The organism is Sphingomonas sp. AX6 (genome assembly GCF_902506605.1).
Taxonomy (GTDB): domain Bacteria; phylum Pseudomonadota; class Alphaproteobacteria; order Sphingomonadales; family Sphingomonadaceae; genus Sphingomonas.
Genome location: NZ_LR733979.1, coordinates 2,914,740 through 2,935,406, shown reverse-complemented (window position 1 = coordinate 2,935,406; position 20,667 = coordinate 2,914,740). Strand labels below are relative to the sequence as shown.

24 protein-coding genes are annotated in these 20,667 nt (G+C 64.6%); 16 read left to right on the top strand and 8 right to left on the bottom strand.

All coding sequences use genetic code 11. The features are described from left to right. Positions 1–56: 56 nt before the first annotated feature. Positions 57–734, bottom strand: a complete 678-nt coding sequence (pyrF, locus tag ENHY17A_RS14185; protein ID WP_159713758.1) for an orotidine-5'-phosphate decarboxylase — start codon at positions 732–734, stop codon at positions 57–59. After that, positions 731–1,066, bottom strand: a complete 336-nt coding sequence (locus ENHY17A_RS14180) for a lipopolysaccharide assembly protein LapA domain-containing protein (RefSeq protein ID WP_159713756.1) — start codon at positions 1,064–1,066, stop codon at positions 731–733. Before ENHY17A_RS14180 ends, pyrF begins: the two co-directional genes overlap by 4 nt. A gap of 120 nt (positions 1,067–1,186) precedes the next feature. Between ENHY17A_RS14180 and hisI the strand changes: the two genes are divergently transcribed. The 6 genes from hisI (at position 1,187) to ENHY17A_RS14150 (ending at position 6,459) form a co-directional block, all read left to right on the top strand. Then, positions 1,187–1,549 (top strand): phosphoribosyl-AMP cyclohydrolase, encoded by a 363-nt coding sequence (gene hisI, locus ENHY17A_RS14175; RefSeq protein WP_159713754.1) that lies wholly within the window; start codon positions 1,187–1,189, stop codon positions 1,547–1,549. Continuing rightward, positions 1,546–2,058, top strand: coding sequence for a hypothetical protein (locus ENHY17A_RS14170; protein WP_159713752.1), 513 nt, complete (start codon positions 1,546–1,548; stop codon positions 2,056–2,058). Before hisI ends, ENHY17A_RS14170 begins: the two co-directional genes overlap by 4 nt. A 31-nt stretch (positions 2,059–2,089) precedes the next feature. Continuing rightward, a complete protein-coding gene (locus tag ENHY17A_RS14165; protein WP_159713750.1) occupies positions 2,090–2,515 on the top strand; it encodes a MerR family transcriptional regulator in 426 nt (141 codons plus the stop codon). Between the two features lie 138 nt (positions 2,516–2,653). Next, positions 2,654–4,456, top strand: a complete 1,803-nt coding sequence (locus ENHY17A_RS14160; protein WP_159713748.1) for an acyl-CoA dehydrogenase C-terminal domain-containing protein — start codon at positions 2,654–2,656, stop codon at positions 4,454–4,456. A gap of 9 nt (positions 4,457–4,465) precedes the next feature. Further along, the gene (locus ENHY17A_RS14155) at positions 4,466–4,948 is read left to right on the top strand and encodes a PH domain-containing protein (RefSeq protein ID WP_159713746.1); all 483 of its coding nucleotides are present in this window, start codon (positions 4,466–4,468) and stop codon (positions 4,946–4,948) included. Beyond that, a complete protein-coding gene (locus tag ENHY17A_RS14150; protein ID WP_159713735.1) occupies positions 4,948–6,459 on the top strand; it encodes a PH domain-containing protein in 1,512 nt (503 codons plus the stop codon). Before ENHY17A_RS14155 ends, ENHY17A_RS14150 begins: the two co-directional genes overlap by 1 nt. Before the next feature lie 107 nt (positions 6,460–6,566). Here the strand turns inward: ENHY17A_RS14150 and ENHY17A_RS14145 are convergent, their stop codons facing one another. The 4 genes from ENHY17A_RS14145 to ENHY17A_RS14130 all read right to left on the bottom strand — a co-directional run bounded on the left by ENHY17A_RS14145 (position 6,567) and on the right by ENHY17A_RS14130 (position 11,179). Further along, complete coding sequence (locus tag ENHY17A_RS14145) at positions 6,567–7,826, bottom strand: cell wall hydrolase (RefSeq protein ID WP_236547984.1); 1,260 nt, start codon at positions 7,824–7,826, stop codon at positions 6,567–6,569. Positions 7,827–7,922: 96 nt separating this feature from the next. After that, positions 7,923–8,843, bottom strand: coding sequence for a cysteine synthase A (gene cysK, locus ENHY17A_RS14140; protein WP_159713725.1), 921 nt, complete (start codon positions 8,841–8,843; stop codon positions 7,923–7,925). Then, the gene (locus ENHY17A_RS14135; RefSeq protein ID WP_159713723.1) at positions 8,840–10,165 is read right to left on the bottom strand and encodes an MFS transporter; all 1,326 of its coding nucleotides are present in this window, start codon (positions 10,163–10,165) and stop codon (positions 8,840–8,842) included. Before ENHY17A_RS14135 ends, cysK begins: the two co-directional genes overlap by 4 nt. A 186-nt stretch (positions 10,166–10,351) precedes the next feature. Next, complete coding sequence (locus tag ENHY17A_RS14130) at positions 10,352–11,179, bottom strand: alpha/beta fold hydrolase (protein WP_159713721.1); 828 nt, start codon at positions 11,177–11,179, stop codon at positions 10,352–10,354. Between the two features lie 122 nt (positions 11,180–11,301). Between ENHY17A_RS14130 and ENHY17A_RS14125 the strand changes: the two genes are divergently transcribed. The 5 genes from ENHY17A_RS14125 (at position 11,302) to ENHY17A_RS14105 (ending at position 15,215) form a co-directional block, all read left to right on the top strand. Then, on the top strand, positions 11,302–13,026 hold the full coding sequence (locus ENHY17A_RS14125) for a DUF885 domain-containing protein (protein ID WP_159713719.1): 1,725 nt from the start codon (positions 11,302–11,304) through the stop codon (positions 13,024–13,026). Between the two features lie 14 nt (positions 13,027–13,040). Beyond that, positions 13,041–13,937 carry a hypothetical protein gene (locus ENHY17A_RS14120; protein WP_159713717.1) on the top strand — a complete coding sequence of 299 codons (897 nt, stop codon included), beginning with the start codon at positions 13,041–13,043 and terminating at the stop codon, positions 13,935–13,937. Then, positions 13,907–14,362, top strand: a complete 456-nt coding sequence (locus tag ENHY17A_RS14115) for a GNAT family acetyltransferase (protein WP_159713715.1) — start codon at positions 13,907–13,909, stop codon at positions 14,360–14,362. Before ENHY17A_RS14120 ends, ENHY17A_RS14115 begins: the two co-directional genes overlap by 31 nt. After that, positions 14,359–14,706 (top strand): ArsC family reductase, encoded by a 348-nt coding sequence (locus ENHY17A_RS14110; protein ID WP_159713713.1) that lies wholly within the window; start codon positions 14,359–14,361, stop codon positions 14,704–14,706. The genes ENHY17A_RS14115 and ENHY17A_RS14110 overlap by 4 nt, the downstream gene beginning before the upstream one ends. Positions 14,707–14,780: 74 nt before the next feature. Beyond that, on the top strand, positions 14,781–15,215 hold the full coding sequence (locus tag ENHY17A_RS14105; protein ID WP_159713711.1) for a hypothetical protein: 435 nt from the start codon (positions 14,781–14,783) through the stop codon (positions 15,213–15,215). Positions 15,216–15,234: 19 nt separating this feature from the next. On the opposite strand, the gene ENHY17A_RS14100 is transcribed toward ENHY17A_RS14105, so the two are convergent. Then, positions 15,235–15,450, bottom strand: a complete 216-nt coding sequence (locus ENHY17A_RS14100; protein WP_159713709.1) for a helix-turn-helix transcriptional regulator — start codon at positions 15,448–15,450, stop codon at positions 15,235–15,237. Between the two features lie 3 nt (positions 15,451–15,453). Next, on the bottom strand, positions 15,454–15,873 hold the full coding sequence (locus tag ENHY17A_RS14095) for a hypothetical protein (RefSeq protein ID WP_159713707.1): 420 nt from the start codon (positions 15,871–15,873) through the stop codon (positions 15,454–15,456). A 124-nt stretch (positions 15,874–15,997) separates the two neighbouring features. Between ENHY17A_RS14095 and panB the strand changes: the two genes are divergently transcribed. The 5 genes from panB (at position 15,998) to ENHY17A_RS14070 (ending at position 20,642) form a co-directional block, all read left to right on the top strand. Then, positions 15,998–16,864: a 3-methyl-2-oxobutanoate hydroxymethyltransferase gene (gene panB, locus ENHY17A_RS14090; RefSeq protein ID WP_159713705.1), complete on the top strand. Its 867-nt coding sequence runs from the start codon at positions 15,998–16,000 to the stop codon at positions 16,862–16,864. A gap of 71 nt (positions 16,865–16,935) precedes the next feature. Further along, a complete protein-coding gene (locus tag ENHY17A_RS14085) occupies positions 16,936–17,679 on the top strand; it encodes a tetratricopeptide repeat protein (RefSeq protein ID WP_159713703.1) in 744 nt (247 codons plus the stop codon). Next, positions 17,676–18,998: an outer membrane protein assembly factor BamB family protein gene (locus ENHY17A_RS14080; RefSeq protein ID WP_159713701.1), complete on the top strand. Its 1,323-nt coding sequence runs from the start codon at positions 17,676–17,678 to the stop codon at positions 18,996–18,998. Before ENHY17A_RS14085 ends, ENHY17A_RS14080 begins: the two co-directional genes overlap by 4 nt. A 64-nt stretch (positions 18,999–19,062) precedes the next feature. Then, positions 19,063–20,427, top strand: coding sequence for a ribosome biogenesis GTPase Der (der, locus tag ENHY17A_RS14075; RefSeq protein WP_159713699.1), 1,365 nt, complete (start codon positions 19,063–19,065; stop codon positions 20,425–20,427). Beyond that, on the top strand, positions 20,424–20,642 hold the full coding sequence (locus tag ENHY17A_RS14070) for a sulfurtransferase TusA family protein (RefSeq protein WP_159713697.1): 219 nt from the start codon (positions 20,424–20,426) through the stop codon (positions 20,640–20,642). The genes der and ENHY17A_RS14070 overlap by 4 nt, the downstream gene beginning before the upstream one ends. The last annotated feature ends 25 nt before the right edge of the window (positions 20,643–20,667 follow it).

The following is a 20,667-nucleotide window of genomic DNA, read 5'->3' as shown; positions in this document are numbered from 1 at the left end:
CAGCGCGCGCACAAGGCCTCTCGCATCCGACTCGCGTTGTTCGACCGGCATCGAAATTACAGCGTGGCCTCGATCGCGCGGGCGGCTTGATCGGGGTGCTCGGCCTGGGTGATCGGGCGGCCGACCACAAGGATCGATGCGCCCGCATCGAGCGCGGCGCGCGGGGTGACCACGCGTTTCTGGTCGCTCATCGCCGATCCGTTGGCCGGGCGCACGCCGGGGACGACGAAGAAGCCGTCTTTCCAGGCGCGTTTGGCGGCTGCGACTTCCTCACCCGAACAGACGATGCCGTCGACACCTGCCGAGCGGGCCAGTTCGGCCAGACGGACCACCTGTTCATGCGGATCGGGATTCAGCCCGATCGAAGACAGGTCTTCGCCGTCCAGGCTGGTCAGCATGGTCACCGCGACGACTTTTGTGCCCGTCGGCGCTGCGGCTTTAGCATCCTCCATCATCGCGCGGCCACCGCTGGCGTGCACCGTCAGGATCGACGGTTCTAGCGGACGGAGCGCCTGCACCGCCTTGGCCACCGTATTGGGGATGTCGTGGAATTTCAGGTCGAGGAAGATCGGCAGGCCCAGTTCGGCCATTTCGTGGACGCCTGCCCGGCCATTGGCCATGAAGAATTCCAGCCCCAGCTTGATCCCGCCGACATGATGGCCGACTTTGGTCGCGATCGCCTTTGCCCGCGCCAGATCGGGCGTGTCGAGCGCGACGTAGATGCGCGTGCTCATGACCGCACCGGAATGGGATCGACGCCGACCAGCAGGTCGCCGGGATCGACCGCAGGCGGCGGCGGGGCGTGTTCCTGATTGCTGCGCAATTCGCCGATCGTTCGTTCCAGCGAATTGACTCGCATCCGCATCCGCCAGCGCAGCGTGTGATAGGCGATCAGCGCGGGGATCAGCCCCAGCAGGAAGACAAGCACCAGCAGGATCGGCAGGCTGACATCGGCGACCAGATTGCCCCACAGCGCAATTTCGACTCGTTCAGCCTCGTTATAGATGACGAATGCCGCCGCCAGGCCGCCGATCAGGATCCAGAACAGGATCTTTAGAAAACGCATCGATGTCCCTTGGGCTACAGGTCGTCTGGCCGGGCAGCCTAAGGGAAGCAGCGCGCTTTTGCCAGAGGTGCTGCGTGGCAGGCGTGACGCGCGCCATGTCACCGGTTACACCGCCTGGCGATGACCGATGGACGCGATACCGGGCTGGCGCTCGATCCCAGATATGATGCAGCGGGGCTGTTGACCGCCGTCGTGACCGATCACGCGTCGGGTGAATTGCTGATGGTCGCTCATATGAACGCGCACGCCTTTGCATTGACGCGCGAAACACGGCTCGCCCATTTCTGGTCGCGTAGCCGCGCTGCGCTGTGGAAAAAGGGGGAGACGTCGGGGAACATGCTGCGCGTGGTCGAGATGCGGATCGATTGCGATCAGGATTGCGTGTGGCTGATCGTCGAGCCTGCCGGACCCGCCTGCCATACCGGCGCGCGAAGCTGTTTCTTTCGCCGGGTCACGCCGGACGGGCTGGAGCGAATCGAGTGAGGCGTGCCGTTGCCCTGGCGCTGTTGCTCGCAGGCTGTTCGGAAGCGCCGGTGGAGGTGCCGGGCGAGGCGGTACCGTCGCTGGAGGCTGCGGCGATCGCGCGCGGGTTGGTGCCCGATCCCGATGCTGCGCCGCTCACGGGACTTTTCGCGCGCGACGCCGATCGGCTGTGCCTGCGCGCCGATGTAGGCGAGGATCGCGCGGTGATGGGACTTTCGATCGATTATGGCGAGGGTAACGGCTGCGCGGCACTGGGCACGGCCAGCAGACAGGGCGAAACGCTATCGGTCGACCTGGGCGAGGCATGCCGGTTCGACGCTGGATATGACGGAGAGGCGATCCGTTTCCCCGGCGCTTTGCCAGACGGATGCGCGAATTTGTGCCGGGGCAATGCCTCGCTTGCGGGCATGACGACCGTGAGGCTTAGCCATTCTGCGGGGGAGGTTGCCGCATTCCGCGACCGGCGCGGGCGCTTCCCTTGCGCGGAGACCGTAGCGGCACCCTCTTGACGTTCACGTAAAGGTAAAGCATAGTTGGGGCATGTCGCAAGCTGTTCCCATCATCGCGGGGCTCGCGCCGATTTCGCCGCGACCCGACCGTACCACGTTCAGCATTTCGGATCTTTGCGCCGAATTTGACGTCACGGCCCGCGCGCTGCGCTTTTATGAGGACGAGGGGCTGATCGCGCCCGAACGGCGCGGATTGCAGCGCGTCTATTCGCACCGTGACCGCGCGCGGCTTGCCTGGATCTTGCGCGGCAAGCGGGTGGGTTTCTCGCTCGGTGAAATCCGCGAGATGATCGATCTGTACGATATCGGCGACGGACGTCAGGCGCAGCGTCAGGTGACGATCGAACGCTGCCGCGCCAAGATCGCGCATCTCGACGCGCAGAAGCGCGACATCGATGCCTCGATCGACGAACTCAACGAATTCCTGTCGGTGATCGACACCGACCAACGCCATTAATTGATTATTTCGCACCCTCACCCCGTTCGTTTCGAGCGCAGTCGAGAAACGTGAAGCAAGCGCGTCGGACGCGTTTCTCGACTGCGCTCGAAACGAACGGAGGGGGTGTTTCCCGCTTCTGAATTTTGGAGAGACCCCATGCCCCAATATACGCCCCCCGTCCGCGACACGCGTTTCATCCTCAGCGACGTGCTGGGTCTGGAAAATCACGCCAACCTGCCCGGTTTTGCCAATGCCACCCCCGATGTGGTCGATGCGGTGTTGGAGGAAGGCGGGCGGTTCGTCGCCGAAGTGTTGTTCCCGCTCAACCTGTCGGGCGACCAGCAGGGCTGCACGCGCCACGACGACGGCAGCGTGACCACGCCCGACGGGTTCAAGGCTGCGTACAAGCAATTTGTCGAAAGCGGTTGGGCGACGCTTTCCGCCCCTGAGGAGTTCGGCGGGCAGGGGATGCCGCACGTCGTCTCTACCGCGTTTCAGGAATATATGATCTCCGCCAATATGGCGTTCGCCATGTATCCGGGGCTGACCCACGGCGCGATCGCCGCGCTGCTTGCCAAGGGATCGCAGGAGCAGAAGGAAAAATACGTCCCCAAGATGGTGTCGGGCGAATGGGGCGGCACGATGAACCTGACCGAGCCGCATTGCGGCACCGATCTGGGCCTGATCAAGACCAAGGCCGAGCCGCAGGGCGACGGCTCTTATGCGATCACCGGCACCAAGATCTTCATTTCGTCGGGCGAGCATGACCTGACCAGCAACATCATCCATCTGGTGCTGGCAAAGACGCCGGGTGCGCCCGACAGCTCTAAGGGTATTTCGCTGTTCGTCGTGCCCAAGTTCATGGTGGGCGACGATGGTTCGCTGGGTGAGCGCAACGCCGTGTCGTGCGGCTCGATCGAGCACAAGATGGGCATCCACGCCAATTCGACCTGCGTCATGAATTACGACGGCGCGATCGGCTGGCTGGTCGGCGACGAGATGAAGGGGCTGGCGGCGATGTTCATCATGATGAATGCCGCGCGGCTGGGCGTCGGCCTGCAAGGACTGGGCGTGGCTGAGACCGCCTATCAGAATGCGGTGCAATATGCCGAGGATCGCCGTCAGGGGCGCGCGCTGACCGGTGCTGCCGAGCCCGAAGAAAAGGCCGACACGTTGTTCGTCCATCCCGATGTGCGCCGGATGCTCATGGAGGCCAAGGCGCTGACCGAGGGGCTTCGCGCGCTGTGCCTGTGGGGCGCGCTTCAGGTCGATCTGGCGCACAATGCGTCGAGCGAGGAGGACCGCCAAATGGCCGACGATCTGGTCAGCCTGCTGACCCCGGTTATCAAGGGCTATGGCACCGACAAGGGCTATGACATCGCCACCAACGCGCAGCAGGTCTATGGCGGGCATGGCTACATCGCCGAATGGGGCATGGAGCAATATGTCCGCGATGCGCGGATCGCGATGATTTACGAAGGCACCAATGGCGTGCAGGCGATGGACTTGGTCGGGCGCAAGCTGGCGCAGAATGGCGGCCGCGCGGTGCAGGCGTTGTTCAAGGTCGTGACCGACGAAATCGCTGCCGCGAAGGGCGACGAAAAGCTTGCCGACTTTGCGGGACTGCTCGAAAAGGCGCTGGGCGACCTTCATGCATCGACCATGTGGTTCATGGCCAACGGAATGCAGAATCCCAACCATGTCGGCGCGGGCGCGCACAGCTACATGCACCTGATGGGGATCGTCGCGACCGGCCTGATGTGGCTGCGTATGGCGACGGCCGCGCAGAAGGCGCTGGCGAACGGCGGCGGCGATACCAAGTTCCTGGAAGCCAAGCTGGTGACCGCGCGCTTCTTCGCCGAACGCGTGATGCCCGATACGGCTGCGCTGCGTCGCAAGATCGAAGGCGGGGCGGATGCGATCATGGCGCTTGATCCGGAGATGTTTCGCGCGGCATAAGCGCATTATATGGATAGCACACCCGTCGCGCTGAACCCTTTGGAACCCGGCCAGCGATGGGTGATGCTCATCCTGAACGCCATCCCCAGCCTGATGCTCGCCGCAGGCGGTTTCGGGCTGGGGAAGCTGCTGGAAGATCAACTGGGCTGGCCGTGGTGGCCGTCCTTCGTGATCCTCGGCCTGATTGCCTTGTGGGGCGGGACGGGCGCGCCGATCCGCCGGTTTCGCGCCTGGGGCTGGGCGCTGGCGGATGACGAATTGCATGTCGCCTACGGCGTGTGGACTCAGGTTCACACCATCGTTCCGCTGACCCGCGTTCAGCATATCGACGTGGCGCAGGGGCCGCTGCAACGCATGTTCGGCGTCGCAACGCTGATCGTGCACACTGCGGGCACCGCACACGCGACTGTGGCGCTGCCCGGCATCTCGCGCAGCACTGCCGAAGAATTGCGCGACGTCGTCCGCACCCATGTTCGCGCCGAACCATGGTGATGTCGGAATTCGCGCGTCGCCTGCATCCGGGGACGATTGCGCTCAACGTCATCCGCGGTGCGCCGGGTCTGGTGTTCGGCGTCCCGGCATTTCTGACCTTTGCGCGGGATTTCGATCTGTGGCTGGCGGGGCTGATCGCGCTGGGGCTGGCGGCGGTCGTCGGTGTCTTTCAGTTCCTGTCGTGGTGGCGCTTTACTTATGAGCTGACCGACGACGCGCTGGTGGTGCAAAGCGGGGTGTTGTCGCGCAATCGCCGTACCATTCCCTTCGACCGCGTGCAGGACGTCGATATCGAGCGCAAGCTGCTCGCGCGATTGTTCGGGCTGGCCAAGGTCAATCTGGAAACCGGCGGCGCGGGCGAGAATGAAGGGGCGCTCGACAGCGTGTCGATGGCGGAGGCGGAGCGGCTGCGCGGCGTGATCCGTAGCCGTGCGGCTCAGGCCCATTCCGAACCGGTTGCGGTCGGCGAGGATGCGGCAGATGCGCGTCCGGTCGAACGCGTTACGCCGGTGCTGTTTTCGATGAGCCTGGGCCGGGTGCTCTATTCCGGGCTGTTCCGCTTTTCGCTGGTCTGGCTCGCAGTGATCGGCGGCGCATTTCAATATGTCGATGACTGGGTGCCGTGGGGCGACGTCGATGTCGACGATCTTCGCACCCGCGCCGAGGCGGCAAGCGCTGCGGCGGAAGCGGCTTTCGTCGCAGGCGTCACGCTGTCGGTGATTTTCGTTCTGTTCCTGCTGGGCGTCGTCGCGGGCGTATTGCGGACAGTGTTGCGCGAATATGGATTCACGCTGACCGATGAGGGCGGTCGCTATCGGCGGGTGCGCGGGCTGCTGACGCGGACCGAAGCGGTCGTCGCGCTGCGCCGCGTCCAGTTGGCGGTGATCGAAAACGGCTTCGTCATGCGGTTGCTCGGCTGGGCGGGATTGAAACTCCAGACCTTGGGCAGCGGAGAAAAGGGAGAGGGCGGACGGCAGGATGTCGTGCCCTTTGGCCGACCCGAGGATATCGACCGGGTGCTCGCGCCGCTGAAACTCGAGCGTGCAAATGCGGACTCGCTGACGCGGGTATCGACCATGCATGTGTGGCGGATGGTGATCACGCGGATCGGATGGCTGCTGGTGCCGATCGCCGCACTGGTGATCGCGCGCGCCAATCTGGCGGAGGCGGCGGTGTTTTTCGCGGTGCTGATCGGGCTGTTCCTGCTGTTGCTCGTGCCGGTTGCGATCGTCGCGATGCTCCAGCGCGGGCATCACCGCTACGGCCTGATCGGGCGGACCTTCCATGTTCAGCGCGGGGTGCTGGGCCAGAAACGCTGGATCGTGCCCGCGCGCAATATCCAGGCGATCACCGTGCGGCGGACCTGGCTTCAACGACGGTTGGGCACGGCAAGCGTCTATTCGGACACGGCGGGCGCGTCGATCATCGCGACGCCGTCGGTCGAGGATGTCCGGCCGGGCGAAGCCTGGGCGCTGGTCGATGCGATCCGGCCTCTGCGGCGGCTGCGGTAAGGGCAGCGAAAGCGCTTTTCCGTTTGTTTCGAGCGAAGTCGAGAAACGCTTGGCTGGCGCGCAGTTCACGTTTCTCGACTTCGCTCGATACGAACGGGGGAAGGGTATTATTCCGATTTGGTGGAAGGCACAGGGGCCGGAACGACCGGAGCCAGCGTTCCCGTCTTGCGCCGGACGCCCGCGAGCGGCGTGGCGGGTTCCGGCTTTGCCACTGCCACCGGCTGAGAGCGGGCGGGTGCTGCGCCCCGCACCGGCACCGGCACCACGACCCGCTGGCGCATACATTCCGCCTGGGTGGTGCGCGGGAACTCCTCGCAATTCCACAGCGCCTTTTCGAAACCGCGCGGCTGGTCGCGGAGATAGCTGAATGACATCGCCGACAGGATTTTTGGGTCCGAAGGCACGGACGCGGGCGTCACCGACTTGTCGGTCCAGGCGAGGAACTTGCAATAGGGCCGCGCCGCGCACGTCTGCGATGCAAGTGCGGCAAAATTGGCGGCTGGCATTCGAGGGTCGAGCGCGACCAGAAACGTGTTGGGATCGCCCGCCATCGGACGCGGAAGCAGGTCGGCGGCGATGATCGCGGGGGGCTCGACTCCCGCCGCTTCCGCCACCTCCTCAAGCCCGCTGCGATGCGCGGCAAAGGTTGCGGCGAGCTTCGCGATCACCGGTTCGCCGCCTGCATGGGCGCGATTGAAGGCCGGTTGCGTTCCCCACCAGCCCGTCCAGCGGAAGAACAGATGCGTGTGAATCGCGGCGAGCTTGTCCAGGCTGGCGCTCCAATAGGGCACGACCCAGTCGGTGTGGTAATGGGTGGCGAGGCCGACGGGTGCGAACACGCTGCCGCCCAATGCTGCGCTCGCGACCTGTTTGGCGCGTTCCCACAAGCCGTCCGAATAGCGCCGAGCGAGCGCGCCGTCACAGGTGAAGGTGAACTGGCAACCGGTGGCGCGCTCCGACCCCTGAAAAACCACGCCGCACACGCTTTTGGGAAAGGCGGGATGGCGCACGCGATTGAGGATGACCTGGGCCACGGCTTCCTGCCCGCTCCGGTCGTCGCCCGCTTCGTAAAGGACGGCAGCGGCCAGGCAGTCGACGGCACGGGCCAGATCCTCGTTCGATCCGGCGAAGCGGAACGGGCGCGCGGCGGGGTTCGGCCCGCTGACGAACGGGATCGTCGCGTTGAACGCGCGTGCGTCGTCGGTATCGACTGCGTGAAACTCGATCGGCTCGACGGGAGGCAATTCGGTACGCTGGACAACGCGCTCGGGCGTGCGGACCTGTCGTGCGACCTCTGCTGGAATGTGCGGTGGATTAGCGGCGACCAGCACGGGCAGAACGACCGCCAGCAGCGCGACCGCGGCCATCGCCAACCACAAGGGCCAGGCGAGGGACGTGCGCGCGGATATCGCCTCCGGGGACGGTTCCTGCCCGATCATGACGCTAATCCGCGCGCGCTCAACTCAGGCTTCGGGCAGGAAATCGGGCACCGACAGATAGCGCTCGCCGGTGTCGTAGTTGAATCCCAGCACCCGCGCGTTCGGCCCCAGATCGTGCAGCTTCTTGGCGATCGCCGCTAGCGTCGCACCCGACGAGATGCCGACCAGCATGCCTTCCTCGCTCGCCGAACGCCGTGCCATCTGCTTGGCGTCGTCGGCATCGACCTGGATCGCGCCGTCGATCGACTGGGTGTGCAAATTGGCGGGGACGAAGCCCGCGCCGATGCCCTGGATCGGGTGCGGTCCCGGCTGGCCACCGGAGATGACGGGGGACAGTACCGGTTCGACCGCATAGACTTTTAGCCCAGGCCATTCCTTCTTCAGGACTTCCGCGACGCCAGTGATGTGCCCGCCGGTGCCGACCCCGGTGATGATCGCATCAAGCGGCGCGTCGGCAAAGTCGGCCAGGATTTCCTGAGCGGTGGTGCGAACATGGACGTCGATGTTGGCGGGGTTTTCGAACTGCTGCGGCATCCACGCGTTCGCGGTCTCACCGACGATTTCGGTCGCGCGCTCGATCGCGCCCTTCATGCCCTTTTCGCGCGGAGTCAGATCGAAACTTGCGCCATAAGCCAGCATCAGGCGACGCCGCTCGATCGACATTGATTCGGGCATCACCAGGATCAGCTTGTAACCCTTGACCGCCGCGACCATCGCCAGGCCGACGCCGGTATTGCCGCTGGTCGGCTCGACGATGGTGCCGCCGGGTTTCAGGTCGCCCGATGCTTCCGCCGCCTCGATCATCGCCAGCGCGATGCGGTCCTTGATCGACCCGCCGGGGTTGGAACGTTCGGACTTGATCCAGACTTCGGCGTTCGGGAACAGCCGCGACACCCGGACATGGGGGGTGTTGCCGATCGTCTCCAGGATGGTGTTCGCCTTCATGCCGGTTTCTCCTTGAGGGGCGCGAGTTCCAAAGTTTCGGGCGGGTCGAAGGTCCGCGCCCGGACGAGTTCCGGGAACAACCTGGCCCATAATGCAGTCACCAATATGGCACCGAAGCCGCCCGCGACAACCGCCGTGACCGGTCCGATCAGCGCCGCGAGGAAGCCGGAACGCGCTTCGCCCAGCTCGTTCGACCCGGAAATGAACAGGGTGGACACTGCGCCGACCCGCCCGCGCATCTCGTCCGGGGTATGCAATTGGATCAGCGACTGGCGGACATAGACCGACACCATGTCGGTTGCGCCGATCGCGAACAGCGCGACCAGCGACAGCGCGACCGCGGGCGCGAAATCGCTGCCGACCGCGCTTGGTCCGAGCAATGGGAGCAGCACCGGCCCGGCCATGCCGAAGATCGCGGTGGCCAGCCCGAACGCGGCGACCGACCACAGCATCTTCTTGCCGACATCGTTGGTCAGTGGCCGCCATGAAAAGATCAGCGCGACCGCGACTGCCCCCACTGCAGGCGCAGCCCGCAGATGCCCAAGCCCTTCGGCCCCGATCATCAACACGTCGCGCGCATAGATGGGCAGCATCGCCGTCGCCCCGCCCAGCAGCACCGCGAACAGATCGAGGCTGATCGCACCGAACACCAGCCGGTTGCGGCGGACATAGCTCAGCCCCTCGGCCATTTGCCGCCACGGGTTGCGGGAACCGGTAATCGCTGCGCGCTTCACCGGATGGATCAGCAGCAGCATGACAAAGGCCAGCGTGAACAGCCCGCCGGATACGCCATAGGGCAGCCAAGGCGCGGCGGCATAGAGATAGCCGCCCAGTGCCGGGCCGACGACGGCCCCTGCCTGCCATGCGATCGAGCTAAGCGCGATGGCGGTCGGCAGCACCTTTGCAGGGACGAGGTTCGGCGCGAGCGCCTGCAACGCCGGTCCCGCAAATGCGCGCGCGACGCCCAACAGCGCGGCAACCGCGAACAGCGACGGCAGGGTGATCGTGTCGGACCATGACAACCAGGCAAGCATGAAGGCGCAAAATGCCTCCAGCCCCACGGCGGCGCGGGCGATCACGCGGCGGTCGATCCGATCGGCGACCCAACCGGCAACCAGCGACAGGACCAGCAATGGCACGAATTGCGCGACGCCGATCAGGCCGAGCTGGAATGCGGCGGCGCGGATGCCCATCGTCTCGCGCGCGATGTCGTACACTTGCCAGCCGATGACGATGACCATCGCCATCTGCGCCATCGTCGAGGTGAGCCGCGCAACCCAATAGGCGCGAAAGCTGGGGATGGTGAAGGGATGCGCGCTCATGTGGGCGCGGGTTTAGGCGCGAGAGGGCGCACGCGGCAATGACGATTCTCTATCTTCCCCGCACGCGGGGAGGGGGACCGCTCATAGAGCGGTGGAGGGGGCGGGCAACCTGCGCTGCGCTGCGTAGCACGCCCCCTCCGTCAGCACTTGGTGCTGCCACCTCCCCCGATGGGGGAGGAGTTCAGTTTATCGCCCCAAAAACTGAAGCAGATCGCCGGTCAGCCGATCCCCCTCGGTCGCGAACAGGCCATGAGGCGCGCCGTCATATTCGACCAGTTGTGAACCGCCGATGCCCTGTGCCGCGGCGCGGCCGGTGGCGTCGATCGGCACCGTCTTGTCCGACGTGCCGTGGACCACCAGGGTCGGGACGGTAAAGGCAGGCAGGTCGCCGCGGAAATCGGTGAAGCCGAAGCTTTCGGCGCACGCCAACGTCGGACGCAGCCCTGCCTGCATCGCCAGTCGCCATGCCCAGTCGAGCGTCGTGTCGTCGACCGGATGGCTGATGACGCCGACGCCGAAAAAGTCCTTGAAGAAGGATTTGAAGAATTTCGGGCGATCGTTCTCGATCTGATCGCCGATCGCTTTCAGGTCGTCCGCGGGCACGCCGTTCGGATTGTCGTCGGTTTTGAGCATATAGGGCACGACCGAGGAGATCAGCGCCGCCTGCGCCACGCCCTTGCCGCCGTGGCGCGACATGTATCGCGCGACTTCGCCGCCGCCCATCGAAAAACCGACCAGCGCGGCGCCATCGCTGACGCCCGTTGCCTTCATGACGTAGGCAAGATCGTCCGACAGGCTGTCATAATCATATCCGTTCCACGGCTGGTCCGACCGGCCGAAACCGCGGCGGTCATAGGCGATGACGTTGAAACCAGCCTCTGCAAGCGCCAGCGCCTGCGGGTCCCAGCTGTCCGATGATAGCGGCCAGCCATGGATCAGCACCACCGGACGGCCACCACCATCCCATTGTTTTACATAGAGTTTGGTCCCGTCGCGGGTATCCACCATCGGCATGTTGTGTCTCCTGTCGGTTCAGCTTTCGGTAACAAAGCAGCGACCAACCCGTTCCGCGTGCAGGGGTGGCATTTGCCAGGATTCCCTGCCAACAACCGGGCACGCGCGACGAGAGGATTAGGATGCGGTTTCGACCCCTGGCAGCATTGACGGCGATCGGGCTGACACTGGCGGCCTGTTCGTCGGACGAGGAAGCGGGCAACCGCGTCGGCGTCGTCGCCAATCAGGGCGATTGGGCCGGATTTCTCCAGCGTACGATCGACGGATGGATGGCGATCGATCCTGCATTCGCAGTCTATCAGGGACGCCACGAGTTCGACGGACGCCTGCCCGACTGGAGCGAAGCGGGCATCCGCAAGCAGGCGGCATTCTATAAGGACGCAATCTCTCAGGCACGGGCCTTTCGCAGCCTGAACGACGACGAGAATTTCGCCCGCGAACATCTGGTCAAGACGTTCGAGGGCAAGCTGTTCTGGCTTGAGGATGCCGAGCAATGGCGCCGTAACCCGGCTTTCTATGTGGGTGGCGGGCTCGACCCCAATGTCTATGTCGCCCGCGAATATGCCGATCCGACGACGCGGATGGCGGCGATGACCGCGTTTTTGAAGAATGTGCCGGCCGCCGCACAGCAGATCCGCGGCAATCTGCGCGTCCCGATGCCCGTCAGCTATATCGATTACGGCGTCGCCGGGTTTGGCGGGCTGGCGGATTATTATGTCGGCGACGCCCGCAGGGCGTTTGCATCGGTCGAAGACCCTGCAATGCAGCGCGAGTTCGCGACGGCCGCCCAGGCTGCGTCACAGGCGATGCGCGGGCTGGCGCAGTGGCTGGAGAGCGAACGCCCGCGCGCGACCCAGGATTTCGCGATGGGGCCGGAGCGTTTCTCGCGGATGCTGAAGGCGACCGAAGGCGTTGACGTGCCGCTGGCCGAACTCGAACGCATCGGCATCGCTGATCTGCGCCGCAATCAGCAGGCGTTGCAGCAGGCCTGTGCCGAATTGCTTCCCGGCGCGACGGTTGCTGCCTGCATGGCCGAGGTCCGCTCGCGCAAAGCCGAGGGCGGCCCGGTCGCGGCGGCGACGCGGCAAATTCCCGAGCTTCGCGCATTCCTGGTCGAGCAGGATCTGGTGACGATCCCCGGCACCGAGCAGGCCGAGGTGCGCGAAAGCCCGCCCTATAACCGCCAGAACCTTGCCTATATCGACATTCCGGGGCCATTCGAAAAAGGCCTATCGTCAATCTACTACATCTCGCCGCCCGACCCGTCCTGGCCGGAAGCGGTGCAGCAAGCCTATCTGCCCGGCGAAGCGGACCTGTTGTTCATCACCGTCCACGAAATCTTTCCCGGCCATTTCCTCCAGTTCCTGCATTCGAACCGCAATCCGAACCTGCTGGGCAAGTTGGCGGTCGGCTACGCCAGTGCCGAAGGCTGGGGGCATTACGTCGAGGAAATGATGTGGGAGGCGGGGCTGCGCGGCACGCCGGAGACGCATATCGGCCAACTGTCCAACGCGCTGCTGCGTAACTGTCGCTATGCCGCCGCGATCGGGATGCACGCGCGTGGGATGACCCAGGCGCAGGCCCAGGCGCTGTTCCAGAACGAATGCCATCAGGACGAAGGCAATGCACGGCAACAGGCGGCGCGCGGCACCTATGACCCGGCCTATCTCAATTACACGCTGGGCAAGCTGATGATCCGCAAACTGCGCGAGGACTGGACCGCGTCACGCGGTGGGCGTCAGGGGTGGAAAGCCTTTCACGACGCTTTCCTGTCCTATGGTGGCCCGCCGATCCCGCTGGTGCGCCAGGCGATGATGGGCGAAGACGCGCCGAAAGCGGTGTTCTGATGAGGGGTTTTCGAATGCGTTACAGTTGGGTGATGGCGGCGTCGGCGCTCGCCTTGGCGGCCTGTTCGGGTGGGTCGAATGAGGCGGACGATGCGCTGTCGGTCAACGAAACGACGCCCGAAGTCGCGACTGCTGCGCCGCTACCCGACATTCCCGTGCAGTTCCGAGGCAGCTTCGATGCCGATGCGGTGGCGTGCGGCGGGAACAGCAGCGACATGCGGCTGGTCGTCGATGCGCAGCAATTGCGCTTCCACGAAAGCGACGCGCGGGTCACGCGGGTTACGCCGCGCGATGGCGGTGCGATCGACGTGGATGCCGTTTCGACCGGCGAAGGCATTACCGAACAGCGCCAGTATCGGCTGGCAATGGGTGAAGGCGGGCGGCTGAACGTGACCGTCAGCGGCAGCGAATCCACCCGCGTGCGGTGCAATGCGCCCGAAGCCGCCAGCGCCGATACCGGCGAGCGTATCCCGCTGGCATTGTCGGGCGACGGCCTGCAACTGGTCGATCCCGACAGCGGACGCACCCGGATGATCGCGTTCGACATGCCGCGCACCGAAACGCTGGCGCTGGTGAAAAGCGCGCTCGGCGATCCGTCGGGCACGTCGCGCTGCGATGTTGTGCCGCTCGCCGCTGCGCAGTTCGGAGAGCGGATCGCACTTTATTTCGAGAATGACCGGTTTGCCGGATGGTCGGCCAATCCACGCGGCGGTCGATCGATGTCGTCGATGAGCGGTGTTCGCATCGGTTCGACCCGCGCCGAGTTGGAAGACAGTCTGGTGCCCGAAATCAGTCAGACCTCGCTCGGCACCGAATTCAACGCAGGCGGCTTGTCGGGCGTGTTCTCCGGCACCGGGCAAGATGCGCGGATCGAGGCATTATGGGCTGGCATGGCCTGCATCGCGCGGTGACGCCTGCGATCGAGGCGGCGACGTTGCTTGATCGCGAACAGGTCATTGCGCTGTGGGGCGCGTGCGGGCTGACGCGGCCCTGGAACGATCCGCGCGCCGATTTCGACCGGGCGATGGACGCGACCGATGCCGCGATCCTGTTGGCGCGGGAGGGCGACGCGCTGGCGGGTTCGGTGATGGTCGGTTGGGACGGGCACCGTGGCTGGGTCTATTATCTCGCAGTCGCCGAAGGATTTCGCCGCTACGGCCTTGGCCGCGCATTGATGGCGGCGGCTGAGCGCTGGCTGAAAGCGCGGGGCTGCCCGAAAATCCAGCTCATGGTGCGCGACACCAATTCCGACGCGTTGCGTTTCTATGAGGCGTTGGGGCTGGAGCGGCAGCCGGTGGTGACGCTGGGTCGGTTTCTGGACGGAGCGGTGAAATGAGCGTGACGCTGTACGGCATTCCCAATTGCGACACGGTGAAGAAGACTCGGACCTGGCTGGCCGACAATGCGATCGAATATGGCTTTCACGATTACAAGAAAGCCGGGATCGACGCCGCGCACCTCGAACGCTGGGCCGCGGCGGTGGGCTGGGAGAAGCTGCTAAATCGCGCAGGTACTACATTCCGCAAGCTGGACGAGGGCGACAAGGCCGACATCGATTCCGCAAAGGCGGTGCGCCTGATGATCGCGCATCCCTCTACCATCAAGCGCCCCGTCGTCGAGCATCCCGGCGGCGTGCTGGTGGGGTTCAAGCCAGAGGAATGGGCACGCGCATTGTTGTGACGTAACGCCGCCGAAATGATGGCGTAGCACGCTGAAAAGGCGTAGATTGATCCCCGTTATAGGGGAGAAATGCCATGACCGACGTGACCGAAAAGCCGCCCACCTGGTTCTGGATCGTGTCGATCCTGATCCTGTTGTGGGGTGCGATGGGGGTGTTCGCTTTCTATACCGACGTGACGATGAGCGAAGAGATGCTAGCGGCGATGGATGAGTATGACCGCGCCATGTATCTGGGGCGTCCGGCCTGGTTTGCGACCGTTTACGGCCTCGCAACCTGGGGCGGGTTTCTGGGGGCGGTGGCGCTGTTGCTGCGGCGGCGGCTGGCGATCGTGCTGTTCCTGTTGTCCGCAGTCGCGGTGGTCGTTCAGTTCGGCTGGGTGTTCGGGGTGACCGATCTGATCACGGAAAAGGGCGCATGGACGATCATTTTTCCGATCTTCATCTTCGCCATCGCGCTGTTCCAGATTTGGTTCGCCAATCTCGCCAACAAACGCGGCTGGCTGCGCTGACGATTGACGGGGAGGGCGGTCAGTCGCCCTCCCACCGGAAAATCTCGTCCAACGGCTTTTCGAACACCTGGGCGATTCGAAACGCGGCCTCCAGGCTGGGGGAATATTTGCCCGCTTCGATCGCGGCGATCGTCTGGCGGGTGACGCCGATGCGCTCGCCGAGTTCGGCTTGCGTCATTTCCCCGGCCAGAAAGCGCAGCGTGCGGATGTCGTTGCTGATCGGCAGTTTGGCCATGGGTCAGCCCTGCCGATAGAGCCAGATTTGCGACCCGATCCGCACCAGTTCGGCGCCCACGACCATCGCCAGAATGACGTTGAGCAATATGGCGCTGTCGATGCCCGCGAAGATCAGGCCGATACAGGTCCAACTGCCGATTATCATCGGATAATAGGCGAGATGCGTGCCGTACCGGTGGATGGCCCGGTCGCGTTCGTCCTCGCGGAGATCGACCTCCTTTCGATTGCGGACTGCGATCACCGCCGTCGCCACGCTCATCGCAAGGATGATGCCGACCGACACTGCGATCAACATGCCGCCGCTGGCCCACAGCCCCGCTGCAGTAGGCGTAGCGCTCCAAGGATAGTTGAGGAAATACCAGCCGAACGCCAGGACGATGGCGACGAACGCGATCCAATGGGTCTTTTCCCGAAACGACATGAGATTGCTCCATGTAAGCCTGATACGACTCGATGTAAATAAAACCGAACATAATGTCATTCAAATAACGCATCACATTGCTTGCAGCTTGGCGAGGACGCGAGGAGCGCCTAGGAGCGCGACCATGTCCACGACCTTTACCATCGACACTGCGACCAGCCGTGCGAACCCGACGCCCGCGCCGATGAAGCGGGTGACGGTGCCCATGATCCGGCAGCGGAAGGGTGCGGAGGCCGAACCGCTGGTGATGCTGACGGCTTACACCGTGCGGATGGCGCAACTGCTCGATCCGCACTGCGACATGCTCTTGGTCGGCGACAGTCTGGGGCAGGTGATCTATGGCTTGCCGTCCACGGTTCCCGTCACGCTCGATATGATGGCCGCGCACGGGGCTGCGGTGGTGCGCGGCAGCTATCACTCGTTGGTCGTGATCGACATGCCTTTCGGCAGTTACGAAGCGTCGCCCGAACAGGCTTTCGAAAGCGCGGCCTGGCTGCTCAAGGAAACCGGCGCGGCGGCGGTCAAGCTGGAGGGTGGGGCGGCAATGGCGCCCACCGTCCGTTTCCTTTCCGAACGCGGCATCCCGGTGGTGGGACATGTCGGGCTAACGCCACAGGCAGTGAACATGCTCGGCGGATACGGCGCGCGCGGACGCAGCGAGGCCGAGGCCGCAAAGATCGTAGGGGATGCGGTGGCGGTGGCCGATGCTGGCGCGTTCGCCATCGTCATCGAAGGCGTGGTCGAGCCGATCGCGATCGAGATCACCGACAAGGTCGCGTGTCCGACCATTGGCATCGGCGCGTCCAACCGCTGCGACGGCCAGGTCCTGGTGGCCGAGGACATGTTGGGGCTGTTCGAACGCACGCCGCGTTTCGTGAAGAAATTCGACGACATGGCAGGCCGTATTTCTGCCGCGGTCGAGACCTATGCCGCCGATGTCCGGTCGCGTGCCTTTCCCGGCGACGAACAGGTCTATCGCCCCAAAAGCTGAACCGCTTTTCATTACACACGCGCGCGGCTAATGTCCGCGCCCGATCCCCCCCGCCATCCACGGAGTTCCCCTTGGCGCTTACCCCGCAAAACAACGACGCATTCTTTCGCGAAGTCGACGAGGAACTGCGGCGCGACGAGCTGTTGAGTTTTTGGCAGCGCTGGGGGCGCTGGGTGATCGTCGGCGTCATCGCCGCGATTCTGGCGTTCGGCGGCTATCTGTTCTGGCAGAACAGGCAGCAAGTCGCGGCGGGCGAACAGGGCGAGCAACTCGCCAGCGTGTTCGACGATCTGGCCGCCAACAACACTGCCGCTGCCGAGCCAAAGCTTGCCGAACTGGCCAATTCCGATTCGGAAGCGATGCGCGCGATGGCGCGATTTACCGAAGCCGACATGCTGTTGGCGCGCGACGACCTGAAGGGCGCTGCCGCCAAATTCGGCGAAGTCGCGGGCGATGACAGCCTGGACCAGGTGTACCGCGATCTGGCGCTAGTCCGCCAGACATCGGCCGAGTTCGACACGATGCAGCCTCAGGCGGTGATCGGCCGCCTTCAGGGGCTGGCATCCAAGGAAAATGCCTGGTTCGGAAGTGCTGGCGAACTGGTCGCCGCGGCGCATCTTCGGATGGACCGCCCCGATCTTGCGCTGCGCGTGTTTCAGGATATCGCCGCAACCGAGGACGTACCCGAATCGATCCGGCAACGTGCGGTTCAGATGGCCAGCGTATTGAGTGCGACGGCAACGGGTAGCGGTGGCGACGCGGCCCCAGCAAACAGCGCGGCTCCGGCCGCTGGCGAGGAAAAGAACGGCGAATGAAGACAGCGTTGAAAGCGACCGCGGCGATCGCCGCGCTGATGAGCCTTGGCGCGTGCGGTATTTTCAATGGCCGCGACAAGGGAACGCCCGTGGTCGGCGAGCGGATGCCGATTCTGACATCCGACGCAGAACTGGCCGTCGATCCGGCGATCGCCGCGACACCGGTCGCGCTGCCCGCGGCCCAACCGAATGCCGATTGGAGTCAGCCCGGCGGTAACGCCGCGAAATCGATGGGTCACCTGGCATTGGGCAGTGCCCTTTCGCGTGCGTGGTCGGTCGAGATTCCGGGCGGATCGTCGCGTGAGAAGCTGGCATCGGCACCCGTGATCGGCGGCGGTCGCCTCTATGTCAGCGACGTGGCCGGCACGGTTCACGCGTTCGATGCTGCAACCGGCGCGCGCGTGTGGCAGATCGCGACGACCGAGGGTGATGCCAATGCAGCTTCGCGCTTCGGTGGCGGGGTCAGCTTCGACAATGGCCGGGTCTATGCCTCGAACGGGCTGGGCGACGTGGTGGCACTCGACGCCGCCACTGGCGGACTGGCGTGGCGTGCCAAGCCGGGCGGTCCGCTGCGAGGGGCGCCCACCATCGCCAATGGCCAGGTCTATGTGCAAAGCCAGGACAATCAGCTTTACGCACTGAACCAGGCGGACGGCACCGTCGCATGGACCGTGGCTGCATCGCCCGAATCGCAGGGGGTGTTCGGTGTCGCGGCACCGGCTGCGGCGCGCGGCACCGTGGTTGCTGGATTCTCGTCCGGCGAACTCAATGCCTATCGCTACGAAAACGGCAACGCGCTGTGGGCCGATGCGCTGTCGCGCTCGTCGATCTCGACCTCGGTGTCTGCGCTGTCGGATATCGACGCGGAGCCGGTAATCGATAATGATCGCGTCTATGCCGTGGGTCTGGGTGGACGTACGGTGGCGCTCGACCTGCTATCGGGCCGTCGCCTTTGGGAACAGAATTTGTCCGGCATCTCGACTCCGTGGATCGCGGGCGACTGGATGTTCGTGGTGACCGACGATGCGCGCGTCATGGCATTGGCGCGTGACAGCGGCCGGGTCCGCTGGGTCACGCAGTTGCCGCGCTGGCGCAATGAAAAGCGCAACACGGGTGCGATCTCATGGGTCGGACCCGTGCTTGCAGGGGATCGTCTGGTCGTCGCCAATAGCGAAGGCCAGGTCAGCTTCCTGTCACCCGCCGATGGCTCTGTCGGCCAGACGATGGAGGGCAAAACCGCCTTCACGCTGCCGCCGGTGGTCGCCAACAACACGCTTTACCTGCTCGACGATGCAGGCACCCTGACCGCTTATCGGTAATCGACCCTGGGAAAGCGGTGCTTTCCCGGCGATGTGATAGGCACGCGGCGAACTGGAACGAACAATGACCGTGATGCCTGTCGTCGCCATTATCGGCCGACCCAATGTCGGCAAATCGACGCTGTTCAACCGGCTGGTCGGCAAGCGCTTGGCGCTGGTCGACGATCAACCGGGCGTGACGCGCGACCGGCGCGAAGGCGAGGCGAACCTGCTCGGTCTCGAATTCGTCATCATCGATACCGCGGGTTACGAGGATGAGGATGCGGCCACCCTGCCTGGCCGGATGCGTCAGCAGACTGAGAATGCGGTCGCGGTTGCCGATGTCGCATTGTTCATGGTCGATGCGCGGGCGGGCCTCACCCCCCTGGACGAGGAAATCGCGCGCTGGTTGCGCACCTCCGACACCCCGATCATCGTCGTCGCCAACAAGGCCGAGGGTCGCGCAGGCGAAACCGGCGTGATCGAGGCGATGGCGCTGGGCCTTGGCGATCCGATCCCGCTTTCGGCTGAACATGGCGAAGGGGTGGTCGACCTGTTCGAGGCCCTGCGCCCGCATATCGAGCGCCCCGCGGATGAGCCGGTCGAAGAGGAAGCGGAGTTCGATCCCGCCACGGCACCGCTACAACTGGCGATCATCGGCCGCCCGAACGCAGGCAAATCGACGTTGATCAACCGCATGGTTGGCGAGGACCGTCTCATCACCGGCCCGGAAGCCGGGATCACGCGCGATTCGATTGCGGTCCCTTGGGAATGGGAAGGCCGCGCGGTCAAGCTGATCGACACGGCGGGCATGCGCAAAAAAGCGCGGGTCCAGGAAAAGCTCGAAAAACTGTCCGTGATGGATGCGCTGCGCGCGATTGACTTCGCAGAGGTCGTCATCCTGCTGATCGACGCCACGCGCGGACTTGAGGTTCAGGATCTCAAGATCGCCGATCGCGCGCTTCAGGAAGGGCGCGCGCTGGTGATTGCGCTGAACAAATGGGACGTCGCCGAAAACGCCTCCAGCCTGTTCAACGGCGTGAAGGGCGCGCTGGAAGAGGGGCTGGCGCAGGCCAGGGGGGTGCCGCTGATGACCGTATCTGGCGCAACCGGCAAAGGGATCGACGCGCTGATGAAGGTCGCGTTCGAAACCCGCGAGGCATGGAGTTCGCGCGTTTCCACCGGCGCGCTCAACCGCTGGTTCGAACGCGCGATCGAAACCAATCCGCCGCCCGCACCCGGCGGTAAGCGGATCAAGCCGCGCTATATCACCCAGAACAAGTCGCGCCCGCCCAGCTTCATCCTGTTCGGTACGCGGGTTGACCAGTTGCCCGAAAGCTATCGCCGATACCTGATCAACGGCCTGCGCCGCGAATTCGGATTCGGTGCGGTGCCGGTGCGGCTATCGATGCGGTCGCCCAAGAATCCGTTCGACCACAGCAAGTCTTGAGCGACCGTGTGACCGTCGAGATCGACGCACGGGGATTGAAATGCCCCTGGCCGGCGATCCGGCTGGCAAAGGCGATGCGCGATGCTGGCGCACCCTACGAGTATCTTATCCGTGCCGACGATCCAGCCGCCCCCGGAGAGATCGAGCGGGTCGCGCAGGCTGCGGATGCGGGATTTGCAGTCGTCAGCGATGGCGTATTTCGTATCCGACGATGATGCGCCGAACGGATGCAATATTTCG